This is a genomic window from Streptomyces sp. NPDC047022, from assembly GCF_040644155.1.
GTDB lineage: Bacteria > Actinomycetota > Actinomycetes > Streptomycetales > Streptomycetaceae > Streptomyces.
In genome coordinates this window covers 226,107-241,325 of sequence record NZ_JBEYVV010000005.1, presented here as the reverse complement: position 1 = coordinate 241,325, position 15,219 = coordinate 226,107, and the positions used below count along the sequence as shown (strand labels likewise).

General features: G+C 71.6%; 14 protein-coding genes. 10 read left to right on the top strand and 4 right to left on the bottom strand.

Features of this window, described 5'->3' with window-relative positions; all coding sequences use genetic code 11:
- Positions 1-416 precede the first annotated feature (416 nt).
- On the top strand, positions 417-872 hold the full coding sequence (locus ABZ845_RS09150; RefSeq protein WP_360975104.1) for a winged helix-turn-helix domain-containing protein: 456 nt from the start codon (positions 417-419) through the stop codon (positions 870-872).
- 32 nt (positions 873-904) lie between these two features.
- On the opposite strand, the gene ABZ845_RS09145 is transcribed toward ABZ845_RS09150, so the two are convergent.
- Both ABZ845_RS09145 and ABZ845_RS09140 read right to left on the bottom strand, forming a co-directional pair.
- On the bottom strand, positions 905-1,639 hold the full coding sequence (locus tag ABZ845_RS09145) for a 4'-phosphopantetheinyl transferase superfamily protein (protein ID WP_360975101.1): 735 nt from the start codon (positions 1,637-1,639) through the stop codon (positions 905-907).
- Positions 1,626-3,230, bottom strand: a complete 1,605-nt coding sequence (locus tag ABZ845_RS09140) for an AMP-binding protein (protein ID WP_360975098.1) — start codon at positions 3,228-3,230, stop codon at positions 1,626-1,628. The genes ABZ845_RS09145 and ABZ845_RS09140 overlap by 14 nt, the downstream gene beginning before the upstream one ends.
- 157 nt (positions 3,231-3,387) lie before the next feature.
- On the opposite strand from ABZ845_RS09140, the gene ABZ845_RS09135 reads away from it, so the two are divergent.
- The 8 genes from ABZ845_RS09135 (at position 3,388) to ABZ845_RS09100 (ending at position 11,538) form a co-directional block, all read left to right on the top strand.
- Entirely contained in the window at positions 3,388-4,953 is a 1,566-nt protein-coding gene (locus tag ABZ845_RS09135) for an AMP-binding protein (protein ID WP_360975094.1), read from the top strand.
- Positions 4,954-4,960: 7 nt separating this feature from the next.
- Positions 4,961-5,239: a hypothetical protein gene (locus ABZ845_RS09130; RefSeq protein ID WP_360975090.1), complete on the top strand. Its 279-nt coding sequence runs from the start codon at positions 4,961-4,963 to the stop codon at positions 5,237-5,239.
- A gap of 134 nt (positions 5,240-5,373) precedes the next feature.
- Positions 5,374-6,348 (top strand): ATP-binding cassette domain-containing protein, encoded by a 975-nt coding sequence (locus ABZ845_RS09125; RefSeq protein WP_360975087.1) that lies wholly within the window; start codon positions 5,374-5,376, stop codon positions 6,346-6,348.
- A complete protein-coding gene (locus ABZ845_RS09120) occupies positions 6,345-7,133 on the top strand; it encodes an ABC transporter permease (RefSeq protein ID WP_360975084.1) in 789 nt (262 codons plus the stop codon). Before ABZ845_RS09125 ends, ABZ845_RS09120 begins: the two co-directional genes overlap by 4 nt.
- Entirely contained in the window at positions 7,130-7,933 is an 804-nt protein-coding gene (locus tag ABZ845_RS09115; RefSeq protein ID WP_360975081.1) for an ABC transporter permease, read from the top strand. Before ABZ845_RS09120 ends, ABZ845_RS09115 begins: the two co-directional genes overlap by 4 nt.
- 78 nt (positions 7,934-8,011) lie before the next feature.
- Positions 8,012-9,223, top strand: a complete 1,212-nt coding sequence (locus ABZ845_RS09110; RefSeq protein WP_360975078.1) for an NAD(P)/FAD-dependent oxidoreductase — start codon at positions 8,012-8,014, stop codon at positions 9,221-9,223.
- 6 nt (positions 9,224-9,229) lie between these two features.
- Complete coding sequence (locus ABZ845_RS09105; protein ID WP_360975075.1) at positions 9,230-10,690, top strand: FAD-dependent oxidoreductase; 1,461 nt, start codon at positions 9,230-9,232, stop codon at positions 10,688-10,690.
- Positions 10,691-10,704: 14 nt separating this feature from the next.
- Positions 10,705-11,538 carry an alpha/beta hydrolase gene (locus ABZ845_RS09100; protein WP_360975072.1) on the top strand — a complete coding sequence of 278 codons (834 nt, stop codon included), beginning with the start codon at positions 10,705-10,707 and terminating at the stop codon, positions 11,536-11,538.
- 82 nt (positions 11,539-11,620) lie between these two features.
- Here the strand turns inward: ABZ845_RS09100 and ABZ845_RS09095 are convergent, their stop codons facing one another.
- Positions 11,621-12,712 (bottom strand): class I SAM-dependent methyltransferase, encoded by a 1,092-nt coding sequence (locus tag ABZ845_RS09095; RefSeq protein WP_360975069.1) that lies wholly within the window; start codon positions 12,710-12,712, stop codon positions 11,621-11,623.
- 34 nt (positions 12,713-12,746) lie between these two features.
- Positions 12,747-13,733: a ferritin-like domain-containing protein gene (locus tag ABZ845_RS09090; protein WP_360975066.1), complete on the bottom strand. Its 987-nt coding sequence runs from the start codon at positions 13,731-13,733 to the stop codon at positions 12,747-12,749.
- 109 nt (positions 13,734-13,842) lie between these two features.
- On the opposite strand from ABZ845_RS09090, the gene ABZ845_RS09085 reads away from it, so the two are divergent.
- Complete coding sequence (locus tag ABZ845_RS09085; RefSeq protein WP_360975063.1) at positions 13,843-15,177, top strand: condensation domain-containing protein; 1,335 nt, start codon at positions 13,843-13,845, stop codon at positions 15,175-15,177.
- The last annotated feature ends 42 nt before the right edge of the window (positions 15,178-15,219 follow it).

The window sequence follows — 15,219 nt, the reverse complement described above, 5'->3', positions numbered from 1 at the left end:
ACAGATTTGGGCGTCCGCAATGGTCCGGAACGTAGATTGGGCCACGTGCGGTCGCGCCATGGTGCGGCGGAGCTCTGGCAGGCATGGCGTCGCCCGAGCTGTAGAAACTCCAATACGGGGAATTAAATTCGACGTTAAACCACTCCGGGAGTGGTGTGTAATCACCGCTGACCTGAGTGCGTGTCTCGTGCGGTGAGGCTGAAAAAAGAGAAGCGGAAGCATTTCCTCCGTCGGTATCGGCAGTACGGTTGCGCATGGCCGGCCGGCATACGACAGGTGCCGGTTGGTGTGCCACCCGACTTCAAGGCGGCAATAGTCACACGGGCCCCAGTCTGGCACGGCAGCAAGCGCGTGGAGGGAGCGTGTAGTTGTCACGTGAAGAGGTCCGGCTCCTGAGATGGCCGGCGCAACGGGAATTGCGTGACCGATGTAAGTCCGAGGGGGTCCCCCGGATACTGGTCGTCGAGGCGGGCGCGGCGGCCCCCATATGCGAGGACGTGTGCGAGGACTGGGTGCGGGCGCCAATCCCCGCGCATGATCTGCAGGCCAGGGTGGACGCCCTGAGCCGCCGCTACCAGATGAACCGCTTACCGAGCCTGGACGAGAGCGGTGTCCTTCATTTCTGCTCCCGTTTCGTCACCGTCTCGCCCACCCAGGCGGAACTGCTGGAACTGCTCGTGGCGCGCTACCGTGAGGTGGTGCCTCGTGAGGCCCTCCGGTTCCGGCTCGGCCAGGTCAGCGGCTCACACACTCGTAACGCCCTGGATCTGCACATGATGCGGATCCGAGACCGAATCCAGCCCCTGGGGCTGTCCATCCGAACCGTGTGGGGCCGTGGCTATGTGCTGGAGGCGCATCCGGACCTGTGCTGAGCGGGCCGGCGGCGGACCGCACCAGCCGGCACTCATCGGCCGGACGGCCGACGCGCGATCACCACGCACGTGACGAGCAGCCCCGCCGCGGCGTGCCACCTGCCGTGCAGACACCGTCCGCCGGGCGGTGCGTACCCGTCGGGCGGTGCGTATCCGTCAGGCAGCGCGTATCCGTCCGGCAGCCGGACCATGAAGTCGCCCGACGCCGAACCGGCCGCGGATCCGCAGGCCTCGTCGACGCTCAGGGCACGCAGCGGCGGTGGTTCTCCCCGATGGGCGGGCCATGCCTTGTAGGCCGCCTCCCGAGCACTGAACAGCAGCCGGTCCGCCGGCAGCCCAGGAAGCCGTGCGCGCAGCTCACCGGCCAGGGCGGTCTCCCGTGCCGTCAGCAGCCGGGCCCGTACGCGCTCGGGCAGCGGCTCGGCAGGCTCGGCGTCCAGACCGAGCCCCCACGCGTCACGGGACAGACATACGGCCGCGGCCTGGAATCCGGCACAGTGCGTGATGGCGCCCACCACTCCGGCGGGCCACACGGGCACGCCGCGCGGGCCCCGGGGCACCGCCGACGGCGCACTGCCCAGTGCGGCCAGCGCCCGTTGCGCGCACCGGCGGCCCGCGGCGAACTCGGCCCGGCGCCGCTGCCCCGCGCTCCTGCCCGGCGTCTGCGCCTCGAACAACTCGCCCGACGCCACGTCGCCGACGCGGTCCGCGCCGCACGCCCAGGGCGGCAGCACGGCCCGCAGGAACGCACCCTCAGTCTCCGCCACGGGCCCGCAGCGCCTTCTTGTCCACCTTGCCCACGGGCGTCTTCGGGAAGTCGTCCACCAGCTCCAGCCGATCGGGGAGCTTGTAGGTGGCGAGCCCGCGCTCGGTGAGGTACGCCTTCAGCCGTCCGAGCCGCAGCGGCTGCCCGGCCGGCGGCGAGGACGGCACCACGAACGCGCAGACCCGCTCACCGAGCCGCTCGTCCGCAAGGCCCACCACCGCGACGTCCCGCACAGCCGGATGGGTCAGCAGATGGCTCTCCACCTCCTCCGCGGACACCTTGTCGCCGCCCCGGTGGATGATGTCCTTCACCCGCCCCGACACCACCAGGTTCCCCTCGGAGGTCACCCGGACCAGATCGCCGGTGCGGAAGAACCCGTCCGGGGTGAAGGAACGGGCGTTGTGCTCGGGCGCCCGGTAGTACCCGCGGATCGTGTACGGCCCGCGCGTCAGCAACTCGCCCACCTCGCCCGGCGAAACCTCGCGGTCCGACTCGTCCACCACCCTGATCTCGTCCGCCGGGCACAGCGGACGGCCCTCCGTCGTGAGGATCACCTCCTCGGGGTCGTCCAGCCGGGTGTGGGTGAGCAGCCCCTCCCCGATGCCGTACCACTGGGTGAGCCGGCACCCCAGGGTGGCCGTCACCCGACGGGCCACCTCCGGCTGGAACTTGGAGCTGCCGACCTGCAGCAGCAACCCGGACAGATCCGCCTTGGCCACCTCGGGATCCGCCAGCCACATCATCACCAGCGGCGGGACCAAGGTGGTCAGGGTGACCCGTTCGCGCAGCACGAGCGGCAGGGCCTCCTCCGGGCTCGGGTTCAGCGCGAGCACCGCCTTGCCGCCGACGAAGAGCGTGCCCAGCACCCCGGGACAGCCCAGCGCGGCGTTGTGGGCCACCGGGGTGGCCGCGAGATACGCACCGTGCCGGTCCATACCCAGGGCCTCGCCGCACGCCAGCGCGTTGTAGGCGTAGTCGTCATGGGTACGCGGGATCAGCTTCGGCAGCCCGGTCGTACCGCCGGACAACAGGAGCAGCGCCACCTCCGAGGAATCGACCGGCGGCAGGTCCAGCGGGGCGGCACGCACCTCGTCCAGCGGAGTGAACTCCGCCGCGTCGCCCGCCACCAGCACATGGCGCAGCCCCGGCACCTCGGCGCGCACCTCACGGGCGAGGGCACGGTGGTCGAAGCCCTGGAAGCGGTCCGGCACCACGTAGGCGACGGCGTCCGTGTACCGGCACAGGTGGACGATCTCGCTGCGCCGATGCCCGGGCAGCGCCATCACGGGCACTGCGCCCAGCCGGAACAGCGCGAAGCTCAGCACGACGAACGACGCCTGGTTGGGCAGTTGGACGACCACCCGGTCCCCGGCGCGTATCCCGATGCCGTACAGACCGGCGGCCATCTCGTCGGCCCGGGCCAGGAGCTGACGGAACGTCAGCCGCAGGCCGCCCGCGACCACCGCGGTGCGCTCCCGGTGCTCGTGCTCCGCGGAGCGCAGCAGGTCGTAGAGGGTCAGGCCCTGCCAGTAGCCCTCCGTGCGGTAGCGCTCGGCGAACTCGGCGGGCCACGGTACGAAGCCTTCCAGCATGGGACACCTCCGTCTGGACATGCCGGCGGGGAGACCAGCATCCCTTGGAGAGCGCACCCGGCAGGGGCGGGTGAAAGACACCCAACAGCATCGTCCGGCACCGGCCGTAGCGCCCCTACGCTCGCCGGTGTCCACGGCGCATCGGAGGTGACCGGCCGTGTCCGCTGCCACGTTGCTCACCTGGCTGGAGGAGCCCAGCACCCGCGCCGGCGTGAACTTCGGTACCGGCGAGGGGAGCTGGCGCCGCCTCTCCTACGCCGAGCTGGCCGGGCTCAGCCGCCGGGCGGCGCACGCGCTCCTGCGGGCAGGAACAGGACGCGGAGACATCGTCGCTCTCCTGCTGCCCGCCTCCCCCGAGTTCGTCGCCGCGTTCTTCGGCACCCTGCTGGCCGGAGCCACCCCGGCCCCGCTGCCACCGCCGATCGCCGACGCGCCCACGGGGGCGAGCCCCGACGACCGGATGGCCGCGCTGCTGGCGGCAGCCCGGCCACGCGCCGTGATCGCCCAGGGCACGCCCCCGCATCCCCTCCCACCCGGGATACCCCTGCTGCACAGCGCCGCCCTGCTCGACGACGAGGAGGAGACCGGTCCGAGACGGCCTCCGGCCCCGCTCGGACTGGTGCAGTTCACCTCCGGTTCCGGCGGGCGCGCCCGCGGTGTCGCCCTCGACGCCGCCGCCCTGGCCGGCCATGTCGCCACCATCCGCGAATGGCTGGAGGCAGGGCCCGGCACCGTCTGGGCCAGCTGGCTGCCGGTCCACCACGACATGGGGCTCGTAGGCTGTCTGCTCGGTGCCGTGCTCGCCCAGAACGAGCTGTGGCTGATGCGGCCCGAGACCTTCGTGCGCAGACCGCTGGAGTACCTGCGATGCTTCGGCCTGCGCGGCGCGTCCGTCAGCGCCACCCCCGCCTTCGCGCTCGACCACATCCTGCGCAAGGTCCGCCCCGAAGACCTGGCCGGCCTGGACTTCTCCGGCTGGCGATCCCTGGTGGTCGGCGCCGAACGCATCGCGCCCGCCACACTGCGCGAGTTCCACGCGCTGCTCGGCCTGCACGGACTGCGCCGCACGGCCCTGTTGCCCGCCTACGGTCTGGCCGAGGCGTCGCTCGCCGTCACCGGGCTGCGGCACGGGCAGCAGTGGACCGAGGAGAAGTCGGTCGTCGGCTGCGGCACCCCGCTGCCCGGCACGACCGTGCGGATCGTCGACGACGACGGCCGGGAACTGCCGGACCGCGCGGTCGGGGAGATCGCCGTACGCGGGCCGCATCTGGCCCTCGGCCACCTCGGGGACGAACTGCGGGACACCCGCGTGGCCGACGGCGAACTGCGCACCGGCGACGCCGGTTTCCTCGCCGACGGACAGCTCTTCGTGCACGGCCGGATCGGGGACGGCCTGAAGCTGCGCGGCCAGTGGGTCTTCGCGGAAGATGTGGAACAGACGCTCCGCCGCGCCGGATTGCTGCCCCCGCGTGCTGCCGTGGTGCTCGGCGAGGACAGCACCGGACCCGTCGCCGCCCTGGTCGCCGAGGACGGCACCGGCACCCCGGATCCGGCCGCCGACGACGCCGTACGCCGTCTGCTGCGCCGCACGGTCCCGGGCGCCGACGCCCTCGTGCTCAGGGCCGGGCGCGGAACCCTCGCACGGACCCCGAGCGGCAAGCCGAGGCGCCGCGCGATCTGGGGGACCCTCGTGGCCGAAGCGGCAGATCATCAACAGCCCTAGGAGAGACATGGCCCATACCGAAAGCGCCGTCCGTGCGGCCATCCTGAGCATCGTCCGACAGCTGGCCCCGGACCCCGAAGGGTTTCCCGACGAGGGGCCCGCCCACCTGGTCAACGACCTGGGGTACCACTCCCTGGCCCTGCTGGAGCTCGCTTTCGCCGTCGAGGACGACTTCGACCTGCCGCCCATCGACGAGGAGACCGGCCGGAAGATCGCCACCTCCGAGGACGTGATCGCTTATGTGGTGGGGCAGCTGCGCGAACAGAACGAGCTTGTCGCGGGCTGAACGGCGAGGCCGCCGCCTGGTGAAAGAGACCTGAAAGGAGACCGGAGTGGACATGCCCACATCGCTAGGTTCTGAGGGTTCTGTGCGCGCGTCCGAGACCTGCGCACCTCCGGCGTGAAGAGAGGGGCTTTCCCGTGTCCGACGCCGTGATCTCCGTCGAGCGGCTGTGCAAACGCTTCGGTCCGACGACAGCCGTCGACGACGTGTCGTTCTCCGTCTCCGCCGGTTCCGTGGTCGGACTGCTGGGACCCAACGGAGCGGGCAAGACCACACTCATCAACTGCCTGACCACCCTGTTGACCCCCGACGGCGGCACCGCCACCGTGGCCGGTTGCGACGTGCGAGCCGACCCGCACGGAGTACGGGCGGCCCTCGCGGTCACCGGACAGTTCGCGGCCGTGGACGAGACCCTCACCGGCCGCGAGAACCTGGTCTTCTTCGCCCGGCTGCTCGGCCTGTCCAGGTCCGGCGCCGCCTCCCGCGCGGCGGAGCTGCTGGCCCGCTTCGGCCTCACGGAGAGCGCCGACCGGCCCGTGGGGCAGTACTCGGGCGGGATGCGACGCAAACTCGACCTGGCTGTCGGACTGGTCGTCCCGCGGCCCGTACTGATCCTGGACGAACCGACGACGGGACTCGACCCGCGCAGCCGTGAAACCCTGTGGGAGGCCGTCCGCGAACTCGCCGCCGACGGGATGGCGATCCTGCTCACGACTCAGTACCTGGACGAGGCCGACGCACTCGCCGACCGCATCGTCGTCATCGATCACGGACGGGTCATCGCCCAGGGCACCCCGCGCGAGCTGAAGCAGCAGACCGGGGGCTCGGTCTGCGAGGTCGTCGTGGCCGACGACGCCGTCCGTGCCCGCGCCGCCGGACTCCTCACCGCCTCGATGACGGTCAGCGTCCGCGAGGACTGCCTCGTCGTTCCCGTTCGCGGCACCGAGGACCTGGGCCGGGTCATCGACGCGCTCAAGGACGCAGGGATCCACGCCGACGACGTCGCCGTGCACCCGCCCACGCTCAACGACGTCTTCTTCGCCCTCACGGCCGACCACCCGGATCCCACCGGTTCCGGTGCCGGCCCCCAGGTTCCGGAGGCCCGGGCATGACCGCCGCCGTCCCCGTCACGGTCGTCGTGCCCGGACTCGCACACGACGTCCGGGTCCTCGCCGAGCGGGACTTCCGGCGCTCCTTCGGCAGGGGCGCGCTCATCGGCACCCTCGCGCAGCCCCTGCTGTTCTTCGGCATCTTCTACGCCACCTTCAGCCGCATGCTGCACGCCAAGGGCATCGACTACGGCCGCTTCGTCACACCGACCCTCGTCGTCCAGGCCCTGATGTTCGTCGCGATCGCCTCCGCCATGTCCCTGGCCGCCGACCGCGGCAGCGGCCTGTTCAACCGGCTGCGCACCATGCCCATCGCCGGATCCGCCCTGGGCATCGCCCGGCTGCTGGTCGTGGCCGCCGAAGCGCTGACCTCCACCGTCGTCGTCAGTGTCGTCGCGCATCTCGCCGGGTTCCGGTTCCACGCGGGGCCCGCCGCCGCGGTCGGCTTCCTCCTGGTCGCCGTCGCCTTCACCGTCGCCCTGGCCGCCGTCACCGCCACCCTCGGGCTGAGCCTGCGCAACCAGGAGGCGCTGGCGGCCGCGCTCTACCTTCCCTATCTGCCACTGCTGGTGGTCTCCAACGGGTTCGTCCCCGCCGCGCTCTTCCCGGACTGGCTCCAGCCCGTGGTGCGCAATTCCCCGGTGTCGGCCGTGATCGACGCGCTTCGGGCACTGTCCAGCGGTGATCCCACCGTCGGACGGATAGTGCCGGCCGTGCTCTGGTGCGCGGGACTGGCCTTGTTCTTCGGATGGACCACCGCACGCGCGTTCCGGAAGGTGACCCAGTGACCGCGACCTACTCCACCTCCGTGCGTACCGCGACGACCGGGCTGTGGACCCAGTCCACGATCATCGGCGGCCGGACGCTGAAGCACTTCGTGCGCAGCCCCATGATGCTGCTGTCGACCTTCGGTTTCCCGCTGCTGCAATTGTTCATGCTGCTGGCCACATTCAGGATCATCGTCCGTGACACGCTGGGGGTGAGCTATGTCGTCCGCCTCGCCCCGCTGGTCATTCTCATCACCGCCTTCTCCGCGATCGGTTCCAGTGCCATCGCGTTCTGGGTGGACATCCGCAGCGGTGTCTTCGACCGGCTGCGCGCCATGCCGATCAACGCCGTGTCCGTGCTGGCCGGCCGCGTCCTCGGTGACCTTGTGCGGATCCTCGGCATCGCGGTCCTGGTCGCGCTGATCGCGCAGCTGCCCGGGTTCCGCTTCCATCAAGGCGTCGCAGCCGCTCTCGGTTTCTTCCTGCTCGTCGCGCTGTTCGGGCTGATGTGCACCTCCCTCGCGGTGGTCGCGGCGCTGTCCGCGCCCTATCCGCCGGTCATCATGCGCTGGGTGCAGATGCCCACACTCGCCCTGACGATGCTCTCCACCGGTTACATGCCGTCCGGCGCCTTCCCCTCCGGGATCCGCCCGGTGGTCGCTGCCAACCCCGTCTCGACCACCGTCGAGGCCCTGGTCGGACTGTCCCATGGCGGGCCACTGCTGGTGCCCGTGCTCGCCACCGTCGCCTGGACGGTGGGAGTGAGCGCGCTGTGCGCGTTTGTGACGGTGCGCAAGTTCCGCGGTTTCGTCACCGGCTGAGGCCCGGCCGAGGCCGAGAAGTCCCGTCCCCCGTGGCGCGGTCCACGGGGAACGTCCACTCGCAATGAGGAGTCCTTCATGCCTGAGGCACCCGTGCCGCCTACGCCCCGCGAACGGCGCGCCCTCATCGCCGGATGCGGCATCACGGGACCGGTGCTGGCCCTGTTCCTGACCCGCTGCGGCTACACACCGGTGCTCTTCGAGGCCCGCCCCGAACCCGACGACCATGCCGGCTCCTTCCTCAACCTCGGCCCCAACGGACGCGGAGTCCTTGAGACCCTGGGCATCGCCGACACCGTGCTCGCCCACGGGGCCGCGACCACCCGGCTCGTCTTCTCCAACCACAAGGGCCGCACCATCGGGAGCAACCCCGAACACACCACCTGCGTCAAACGCGGCCTGCTGAACAAGGCACTGCGTGAATGCGCCGAACAGGCCGGAATCCAGGTGGAATTCGGCAGGCGCCTGACCGATGTCAAAGGCGGACGGCCGGGCGAGATCACGGCCGTCTTCGCCGACGGCAGCACCACCGACGGAGAGTTCCTCGTCGGCGCCGACGGCATCAACTCCGCCACGCGCGCCGCCGTGTTCCCCGGGGCCCCCGCGCCGAGCTTCACCCAGGGCATCGGTTCGGGCGGCTTCGCCCGCACCCACGCGCCGGGATCCCCGGACGGCACCTTCCGCATGATGTTCGGCCTGCGCGGCTTCTTCGGCTATCAGGTGCTGCCGGGCGGCGAGGTGTACTGGTTCGAGAACCACACCGAGACCAGCGAACCCGCGCGCGGCTGGGCCGCGTCGATCACCGACGGCGAGTGGCGCGAGCAGCTGATTCGCCGCCACGCCGGCGACCACCGGCTCGTGGGCGAGATCCTGCGCGCCACCGAGGGACCGATCGGCCGGTGGCCGTTGTACGACCTGCCGTCCGTGCCGGCCTGGCACCAGGGCGACGTGGCGCTCATCGGAGACGCCGCGCACGCCATCTCACCGCACCTGGGGCAAGGGGCCGCACTCGGCATGGAGGACGCGGTCGTCCTCGCCAAGTGCCTGCGCGACCTGCCCCACGCCCGGGCCGCCTTCGCCGCGTTCGAGTCGCTGCGCCGCCCGCGGTTGGAGGGCCTGATCCGGCAGGCCCGCCGCACCGGCGGGCAGATGACCCCCGCCGGACCGGTGGGCCGCGCGCTGCGCGACCTGATGCTGCCGTTCTTCCTCAGACTGGGCCTGAAGAACGCCGAGACCGTCTACGGCTACCGTGTCGACTGGTCCGCACCGGTCACCGCGGCCGGCCGGTGACCGGCCGTGGCCCACATCCTGGTGATCGGCGCCGGACTGGCCGGATCGGCCACCGCGTTGTTCTGCGCCCGGCGCGGGCACCGCGTCACGGTGCTGGAGGACGGGGGCCCGCCCCCTCCGGGAGCCGGTGCTGACGACGACTGGCGCGACTGGGAACGCCGACAGGTGCCGCACGCCCGCCAGGGCCACGCCTTCCTCGGTCTGTCCACCCGCGTCCTGCGCGGGGAGCTCCCGGAGCTGCCGGCGGCGCTCGCTGCCCGAGGGGCCCGCGTCACCCCGCTGGAGACCGGCTCCGACGATGCCGCCGTCCTCAGCCGGCGCCTGGTCTACGAAGGGGTGATCCGTCGGACCATGGCGGCCGAGCCGGGGATCACGACGGTCGCCGGAGCCCGGGTGAGGGCTCTGCTGACCGGCGGCGACGCCGGAGGCGTCACCCGCGTGACGGGCGTACGCACGCGGGACGGGGCCGAGCACACCGGCGACCTCGTGGTGGACGCGTCGGGCCGCCGCTCGCAGCTCACCAAGTGGCTTGCCGAGGCGGGCCTGGGAACTCCGCGGGAGACGGCGCAGCCGTGCGGCTTCTTCTACCTCACCCGGCACTACCGGCTGCGCCCGGGCTGCTCCTTCCCGTCCACCACCGTCCCCATCGTCACCGAACTCGACTACGGGACCACCCTCGTCTTCCCCGCCGACAACGGCACCTTCCAGCTCTCCGCCACGGTGGCGGTCGACGACCCGTACAAGCACCGCCTGCGCGAGCCGGAGACCTTCACCCGCTTCCTTCAGGCCGTGCCGGCCACGGCCGAGTGGTGCGAGCGCGGTGTGCCGCTGGACGAACCCGCGCCCATGGGCCGGCTGGAGAACCGCCGCCGCAGCCTGCTCGACATGGACGGCAGGCCGGTGGCCGCCGGACTGGTCATGGTCGGCGACGCCGCGCTACAGACCAACCCCACGTTCGGCCGCGGGGTGTCCCTGGCCTTCGCCCACGCCCGGCAGCTCGCGCACACCGCGGAGCGGGCGGCGGCCGAACCGGCGGCGTACACCGCCCGGTTCGAGCGCTGGACTGCGGACCGCCTCGGTGTGTGGTTCGAGATCCAGTGCGCCACCGACCGTGCCCGGCTCTCCCAGCTGCGGGCCGGCCTTCGCGGCGAGCACGCGCCGCCCGCGGACGATCTGCCCAACCGTTTCGTCCGGGCGATGGCCGTGCTGCGCGACGACGACGAGCGCATCCGGAGGGCGTCGCTGCGGCTCTACCACATGCTCATGACCCCGCAGGACCTGATGAGAGACCGGGCCGTGTCCCGGCACATCCTCGCCTTCCTGCGGGAGCACCCTATGCCGGAGATCCGCGCCGAGGGCCCGGACCGGGCCGCCTTCGAGGCCCTGGTCACCGGCGTCCCCACGGCATCCGTCCGCCCCTTTGCCGGCACCCCGGAGAACGGGCCCGGCCGCCGTGCCCCTACCTGACGAAGGACGACAGCGTGGACATCAGACTGAAGACGGGCGTGACCCTGAACTACGACATCTTCGGGGACCCCGACGCACCCCCGGTCCTTCTGGTCGCCGGACAGCACCAGGCCAACCTGTTCCACCAGACCCAGGTGCCCTTCCTCACCAAGCGCGGGCACCGCGTCATCACCTTCGACCACCGGGGGGTGGCGCCGTCCGAGGAGACCCCGCCGCCCTACACCATGGAGGGCCTGGCCCAGGACACCGCCGACCTCATCGAGCAGCTCGGCATCGGGCCGTGCGCGATCGTGGGCTACTCCCTGGGCGCCACGATCATCCTGGAACTCGCCGTGGAACGGCCCGAACTGCTGACCCGGGCCGCCATCGTGGGTGTGCCGTGGAAGCCGAGCGCCCTGCACCGGGCGATTCGCGAGGACGCGCTGGAACGGCTGCGGTCGGGCGCGGTGATGCCTCCGGTGACCGAGGGCATCTACCGGGCGATGTACCTGTTCGGACCGCGTGCGCTGAACCGGGACGCCTTCATCGGTCCCTACCTCGAAGGACTGCGGGGACTCGCCGCGTCCGGCGGTCACGGCGCCCTCGGGCACGCCGAGGCGTCGGCGGCGTACGACCCCGATCCGCAGCGGATCGCCTCGATCACGGTGCCCTGCCTGGTCGTCGGCATGGAGCACGACATCATGGCCCCCTACCCGATGGCCCGCGAACTGGCGCGGCTCATCCCGGGCTCCGAGTACCGGGAGATCAGGAACAGCGGGCACGCCGCCCTGCTGGAGAAGCCGACCGAGGTGAACCGGCTGCTCGACGAGTACCTCGGGGCGGTCGGCTCCACGACGCCGGAGAGCTGAGCGCCGCCGGGGGCCGGACCACGCCGCTCCTCGGCGCGGGTCCGGCCTCCGGCGCGTGCGGCATGGGCCGTACGAGGCGTGCTCAGCGCAGCTGGTACAGCCGGTGGAAGGTGTGCCGGACCGGCAGGATCCGTACCTGGCGGAAGCCCGCGGCCTTCGCGTACGCCCGGACCGTCCCGGGCCGCATCACCGTGCCCGTGGCGGCCGAACCCCCTTCCGTCCTGCCCACCGGCAGACAGTGCAGCACGCTGACCGCGTACTGGTACCGCTCGGTCTCCGGGGCCGGCGCGCGGAAGCGCTCGCCCACGTTCGGCTCCATCAGCAGCACGCTGCCGCCGTCCGCCAGCAGCGCCCGGCATGCGCTCAGCACCTGGACCGGACGCGCCATGTCGTGCAGCGCGTCGAAGACGCACACCAGGTCGAACCGGCCGGCCAACGCGGGGTCGGACGCGTCCTGGACCTGGAAGCCGACCCGGTCGGCGAGCCCGGACTCGCGGGCGTTGCGCCGGGCGTCCGCCACCGACGCCTCGTCGAGGTCCAGCCCATGCACCCGGGCGCGCGGGTACGCCTGCGCCAGGGCGATCGACGACCAGCCGGTCCCGCAGGCGACATCGGCGATACGGCCGCCCTCGGCGGACAGCGCCGCGTGCACCTGCGGCAGCGTGGCGGCGATCCACCCGGCGAGCTGGTGCTGGAAGACCGGCTTGTTCAGGCCTTCCTGACCGCCGCGCAGCTGAGCGCCGTACGCGGCGTACGGAACGCCCTGCCCGGTGCGGAAGGCGTCGGCCAGTCTCGGCAGCACGGCGGACAGCCCTCCGATGGGCAGCACCACCAGCGGTGCGATCGAGTGCGGGCTGTCCGGATCGGTGAGCGCTTCCGCGTGCCCGGCGGGCAGGACGAACACGCGCCGCGCGGCTTCCGGTTCGCTCTCGTCCGTGATCAGGATCCCGGCCGCCGCCTGCTGCTCCAGCCACTCGAGCGCGTACCGCCGGTCGACGCCCGCGCGCCGCGCCAGCTCGTCCGCGGTGGCCGGGCCCTTGACCAGCTCGTCGTACAGGCCGAGCCGCAGGCCCAGATAGGCGGTCATCAGCTCCGCCGCCCCCAGCCCGGCCATGAACAGCCGTACCGACAGCGCGCGGGCCGAACCCGCCGCGTCCTGCGCGTCCGTGGTCATCCCCGCCTCCCTCCGATCGACCGCCGGAAATTCCTCACACGGACCGGCCGGACGGCCGACGGGACAGCCGGCGGGGCACGGTCCCGTAACTGAGCAGATCCAGGTCCGCGAGCCCCTGACGCACCCGCTCCGACATCAGCCCGATGTGCACCAGCGCGGACACCACCCGTGCGAACACCGTCTGCCGGTACATCACCATCGCCGGGTCCCCCGCGGCGTAGGCCAGCCCTGCCGTCCGGTCCACGTCCAGGCGCTCCCAGACATCGGCGAGCAGGAAGCGCCGCCGCATCAGCGCCGCGGCCTCCAGCACCAGTTCCTCCCGGTCGGCCAGTTCCCGGCTGGACAGCTCCCGGTACACCTCCTCGAGCGACACCACACCCAGCGAGACGTGCCGGGCCTCGTCGCGCGCCACCAGATCGCTGATCCGCCGGATCAGCGGGTCGTGGAACGAGGAGCCGGCCAGCCGGAACGCGGCCATCGCCAGCGCCTCGACCATGATCTGCATACCGAGCGCCGTCATGTCCCACCGTGAATCGCGCAGCACGTCCTCCAGCAGGGCCCGCAGATCAGCGTTGACCGGGTACGGATCGGGGACGTGTTCCCGCAGATAGCGCGCGAACACCTCGACATGCCGGGCCTCGTCGGTCACCTGCGTCGCGGCGCACAGCTTCGCCTCGACCGTCGGCAGGGACTCCACCAGGCGGGCGGCCACCGCGAGCGCCGCCTGTTCACCGTGCAGGAACTGGCTGACCAGCCATGCCTGAAGCTGCCAGCGGAAGTCGTCCCACCCCGCGCGTCCCCGCTCCGCCATCGGCGACGCCTCGAACGACGCCCGTGCGAATGCGGAGCCGTCGGGCAGCGGGGCCCCGAAGGGCACCGGCGCCGTCCAGTCGATGTCGCGTTCCGCGTCCCACTGGCCGTCGTGGGCGCGGCGGGTGAGGGTCCGCAGCCTGCCGCTCCCCGTCGAGTAGTCCCAGGAGAGCCGGGTGCGTACCCGGGCCTGAACATCCAGGTCCTGCATGCGGCCGAGGCTAACGTCGCGTACCGGGCGGCGGGGGAAATCTTTCAATGCCGCCAAACATCTTTCAGCGAAAGCACGGGCTCCTTCCGGCCGCCGGTAGCTTGACCGGGTGGCCAGCCCAGATGAGCGAAAGCAGGAAGAACGGACACCGGAAGAGCAAATACCGGTAGAACGGGAGATCGATCCTTCCGCGGGACAGCGGCTTCTGTGGTTCCTGGACCGGTATCGGGGTCATGACGGCGCTCTGAACTGTCCCATGATGTGCCGCATTCGCGGACCGCTGGATGCGGGAGTGCTCCGGCAGTGTCTGGAGACGGTTATTTCCCGGCATGAATCCCTGAGGACGGTGTTCCGCGGCGGCGGACGCGATCTGCGCGGCCTCGTCCGGGCGTCCGCGCCGGTCCAGCTACGACCGCGGCGGCTCGACGGCGAGCCCGAGCGGGCGCTGCGGGAGGCCGTCGCAGAGGAACTGGCCGCGCGCATCGACCCGGCTCGATCCGCCTTCCGCATCACGCTCTGGCAGGTCGCGGACGACGACCATGTGCTGTGCCTCAACATGCACCATCTCGTCACCGACTCCTGGTCGTGCGGGGTCGTCTTCCAGGATCTGTGCGCCCTGCTCGACCAGGCCCGCGGCAGCCACACGGAACGGCCCCCGCAGGGCCTGCCCTTCAGCGCCTTCGCCGCATGGCAGCGAGCGGCCCTGGACGGTGGCGAACTCCGTGCCCAGCAGGAGTACTGGCAGGAGCGCCTGGCCGGACTCACCCTGGCACCGCTGCCCGTCCGGGACGTGCCCGGGCCGCGCAGAACCGCGCTGGTCAGGCGCGAACTGGACCGGGCCGCGGTGGCCGGCCTGCGTGACGCCGCCCGCACCGGCCGCAGCACCCTCTTCTCCCTGCTGCTGACCCTCTACTACGCAGTCCTGCACCAGGCCACCGGCCACACCGACCTGGCCGTCGCCTCCCTGTACGCCAACCGGACCCGGCCCGAACTGCGCCGGACCGTCGGGTTCCTGGCCAACATGGTCGTCCTTCGCACCCGCTTCGATCCCGCGGCCGGTGCCCTGGACGCCCTGCGAGCCACCCACTCCACCGTCACGGGCGCCTTCCTCAACCAGGGTGTCCCGTATCAGCTGCTGCCGTTGCGAGAGGCGCAGAGCCAAGGCGCGAGAGCCGACGACATCGTTTTCCAGATGCTCGCCGAACCGGTCTACAGCACCACCGCGGGCGGACTCGCCCTGGAAGTCCTGGTGCCCGACGGAGTGGGCAGCCGATTCGAACTGGAATTGGTTCTCGTACCGCACCAGGCGGGATTCCACGTCCTGCTCTTCTACAACGAGGGACGGCTCGACGAGACATTCGCGACGGAATTGGTCGAGCGGTACGTCGCGGCCGCCGCACGTGTGTCCCGGAACACCGATCTGACCTTCGGCCGGATCTGCTGAGCACCGCGGGAAACCAGGGGATCTTCATGCGTATAACGCTCG

What these genes read in the sequence shown, in the direction of transcription:
- ABZ845_RS09110 (WP_360975078.1), top strand. Translation starts at nt 8,012, where the DNA reads ATGCCTGAGGCACCCGTGCCGCCTACGCCCCGCGAACGGCGCGCCCTC.
- ABZ845_RS09120 (WP_360975084.1), top strand. Translation starts at nt 6,345, where the DNA reads ATGACCGCCGCCGTCCCCGTCACGGTCGTCGTGCCCGGACTCGCACAC.
- ABZ845_RS09130 (WP_360975090.1), top strand. Translation starts at nt 4,961, where the DNA reads ATGGCCCATACCGAAAGCGCCGTCCGTGCGGCCATCCTGAGCATCGTC.
- ABZ845_RS09090 (WP_360975066.1), bottom strand. Translation starts at nt 13,733, where the DNA reads ATGCAGGACCTGGATGTTCAGGCCCGGGTACGCACCCGGCTCTCCTGG.
- ABZ845_RS09140 (WP_360975098.1), bottom strand. Translation starts at nt 3,230, where the DNA reads ATGCTGGAAGGCTTCGTACCGTGGCCCGCCGAGTTCGCCGAGCGCTAC.
- ABZ845_RS09095 (WP_360975069.1), bottom strand. Translation starts at nt 12,712, where the DNA reads ATGACCACGGACGCGCAGGACGCGGCGGGTTCGGCCCGCGCGCTGTCG.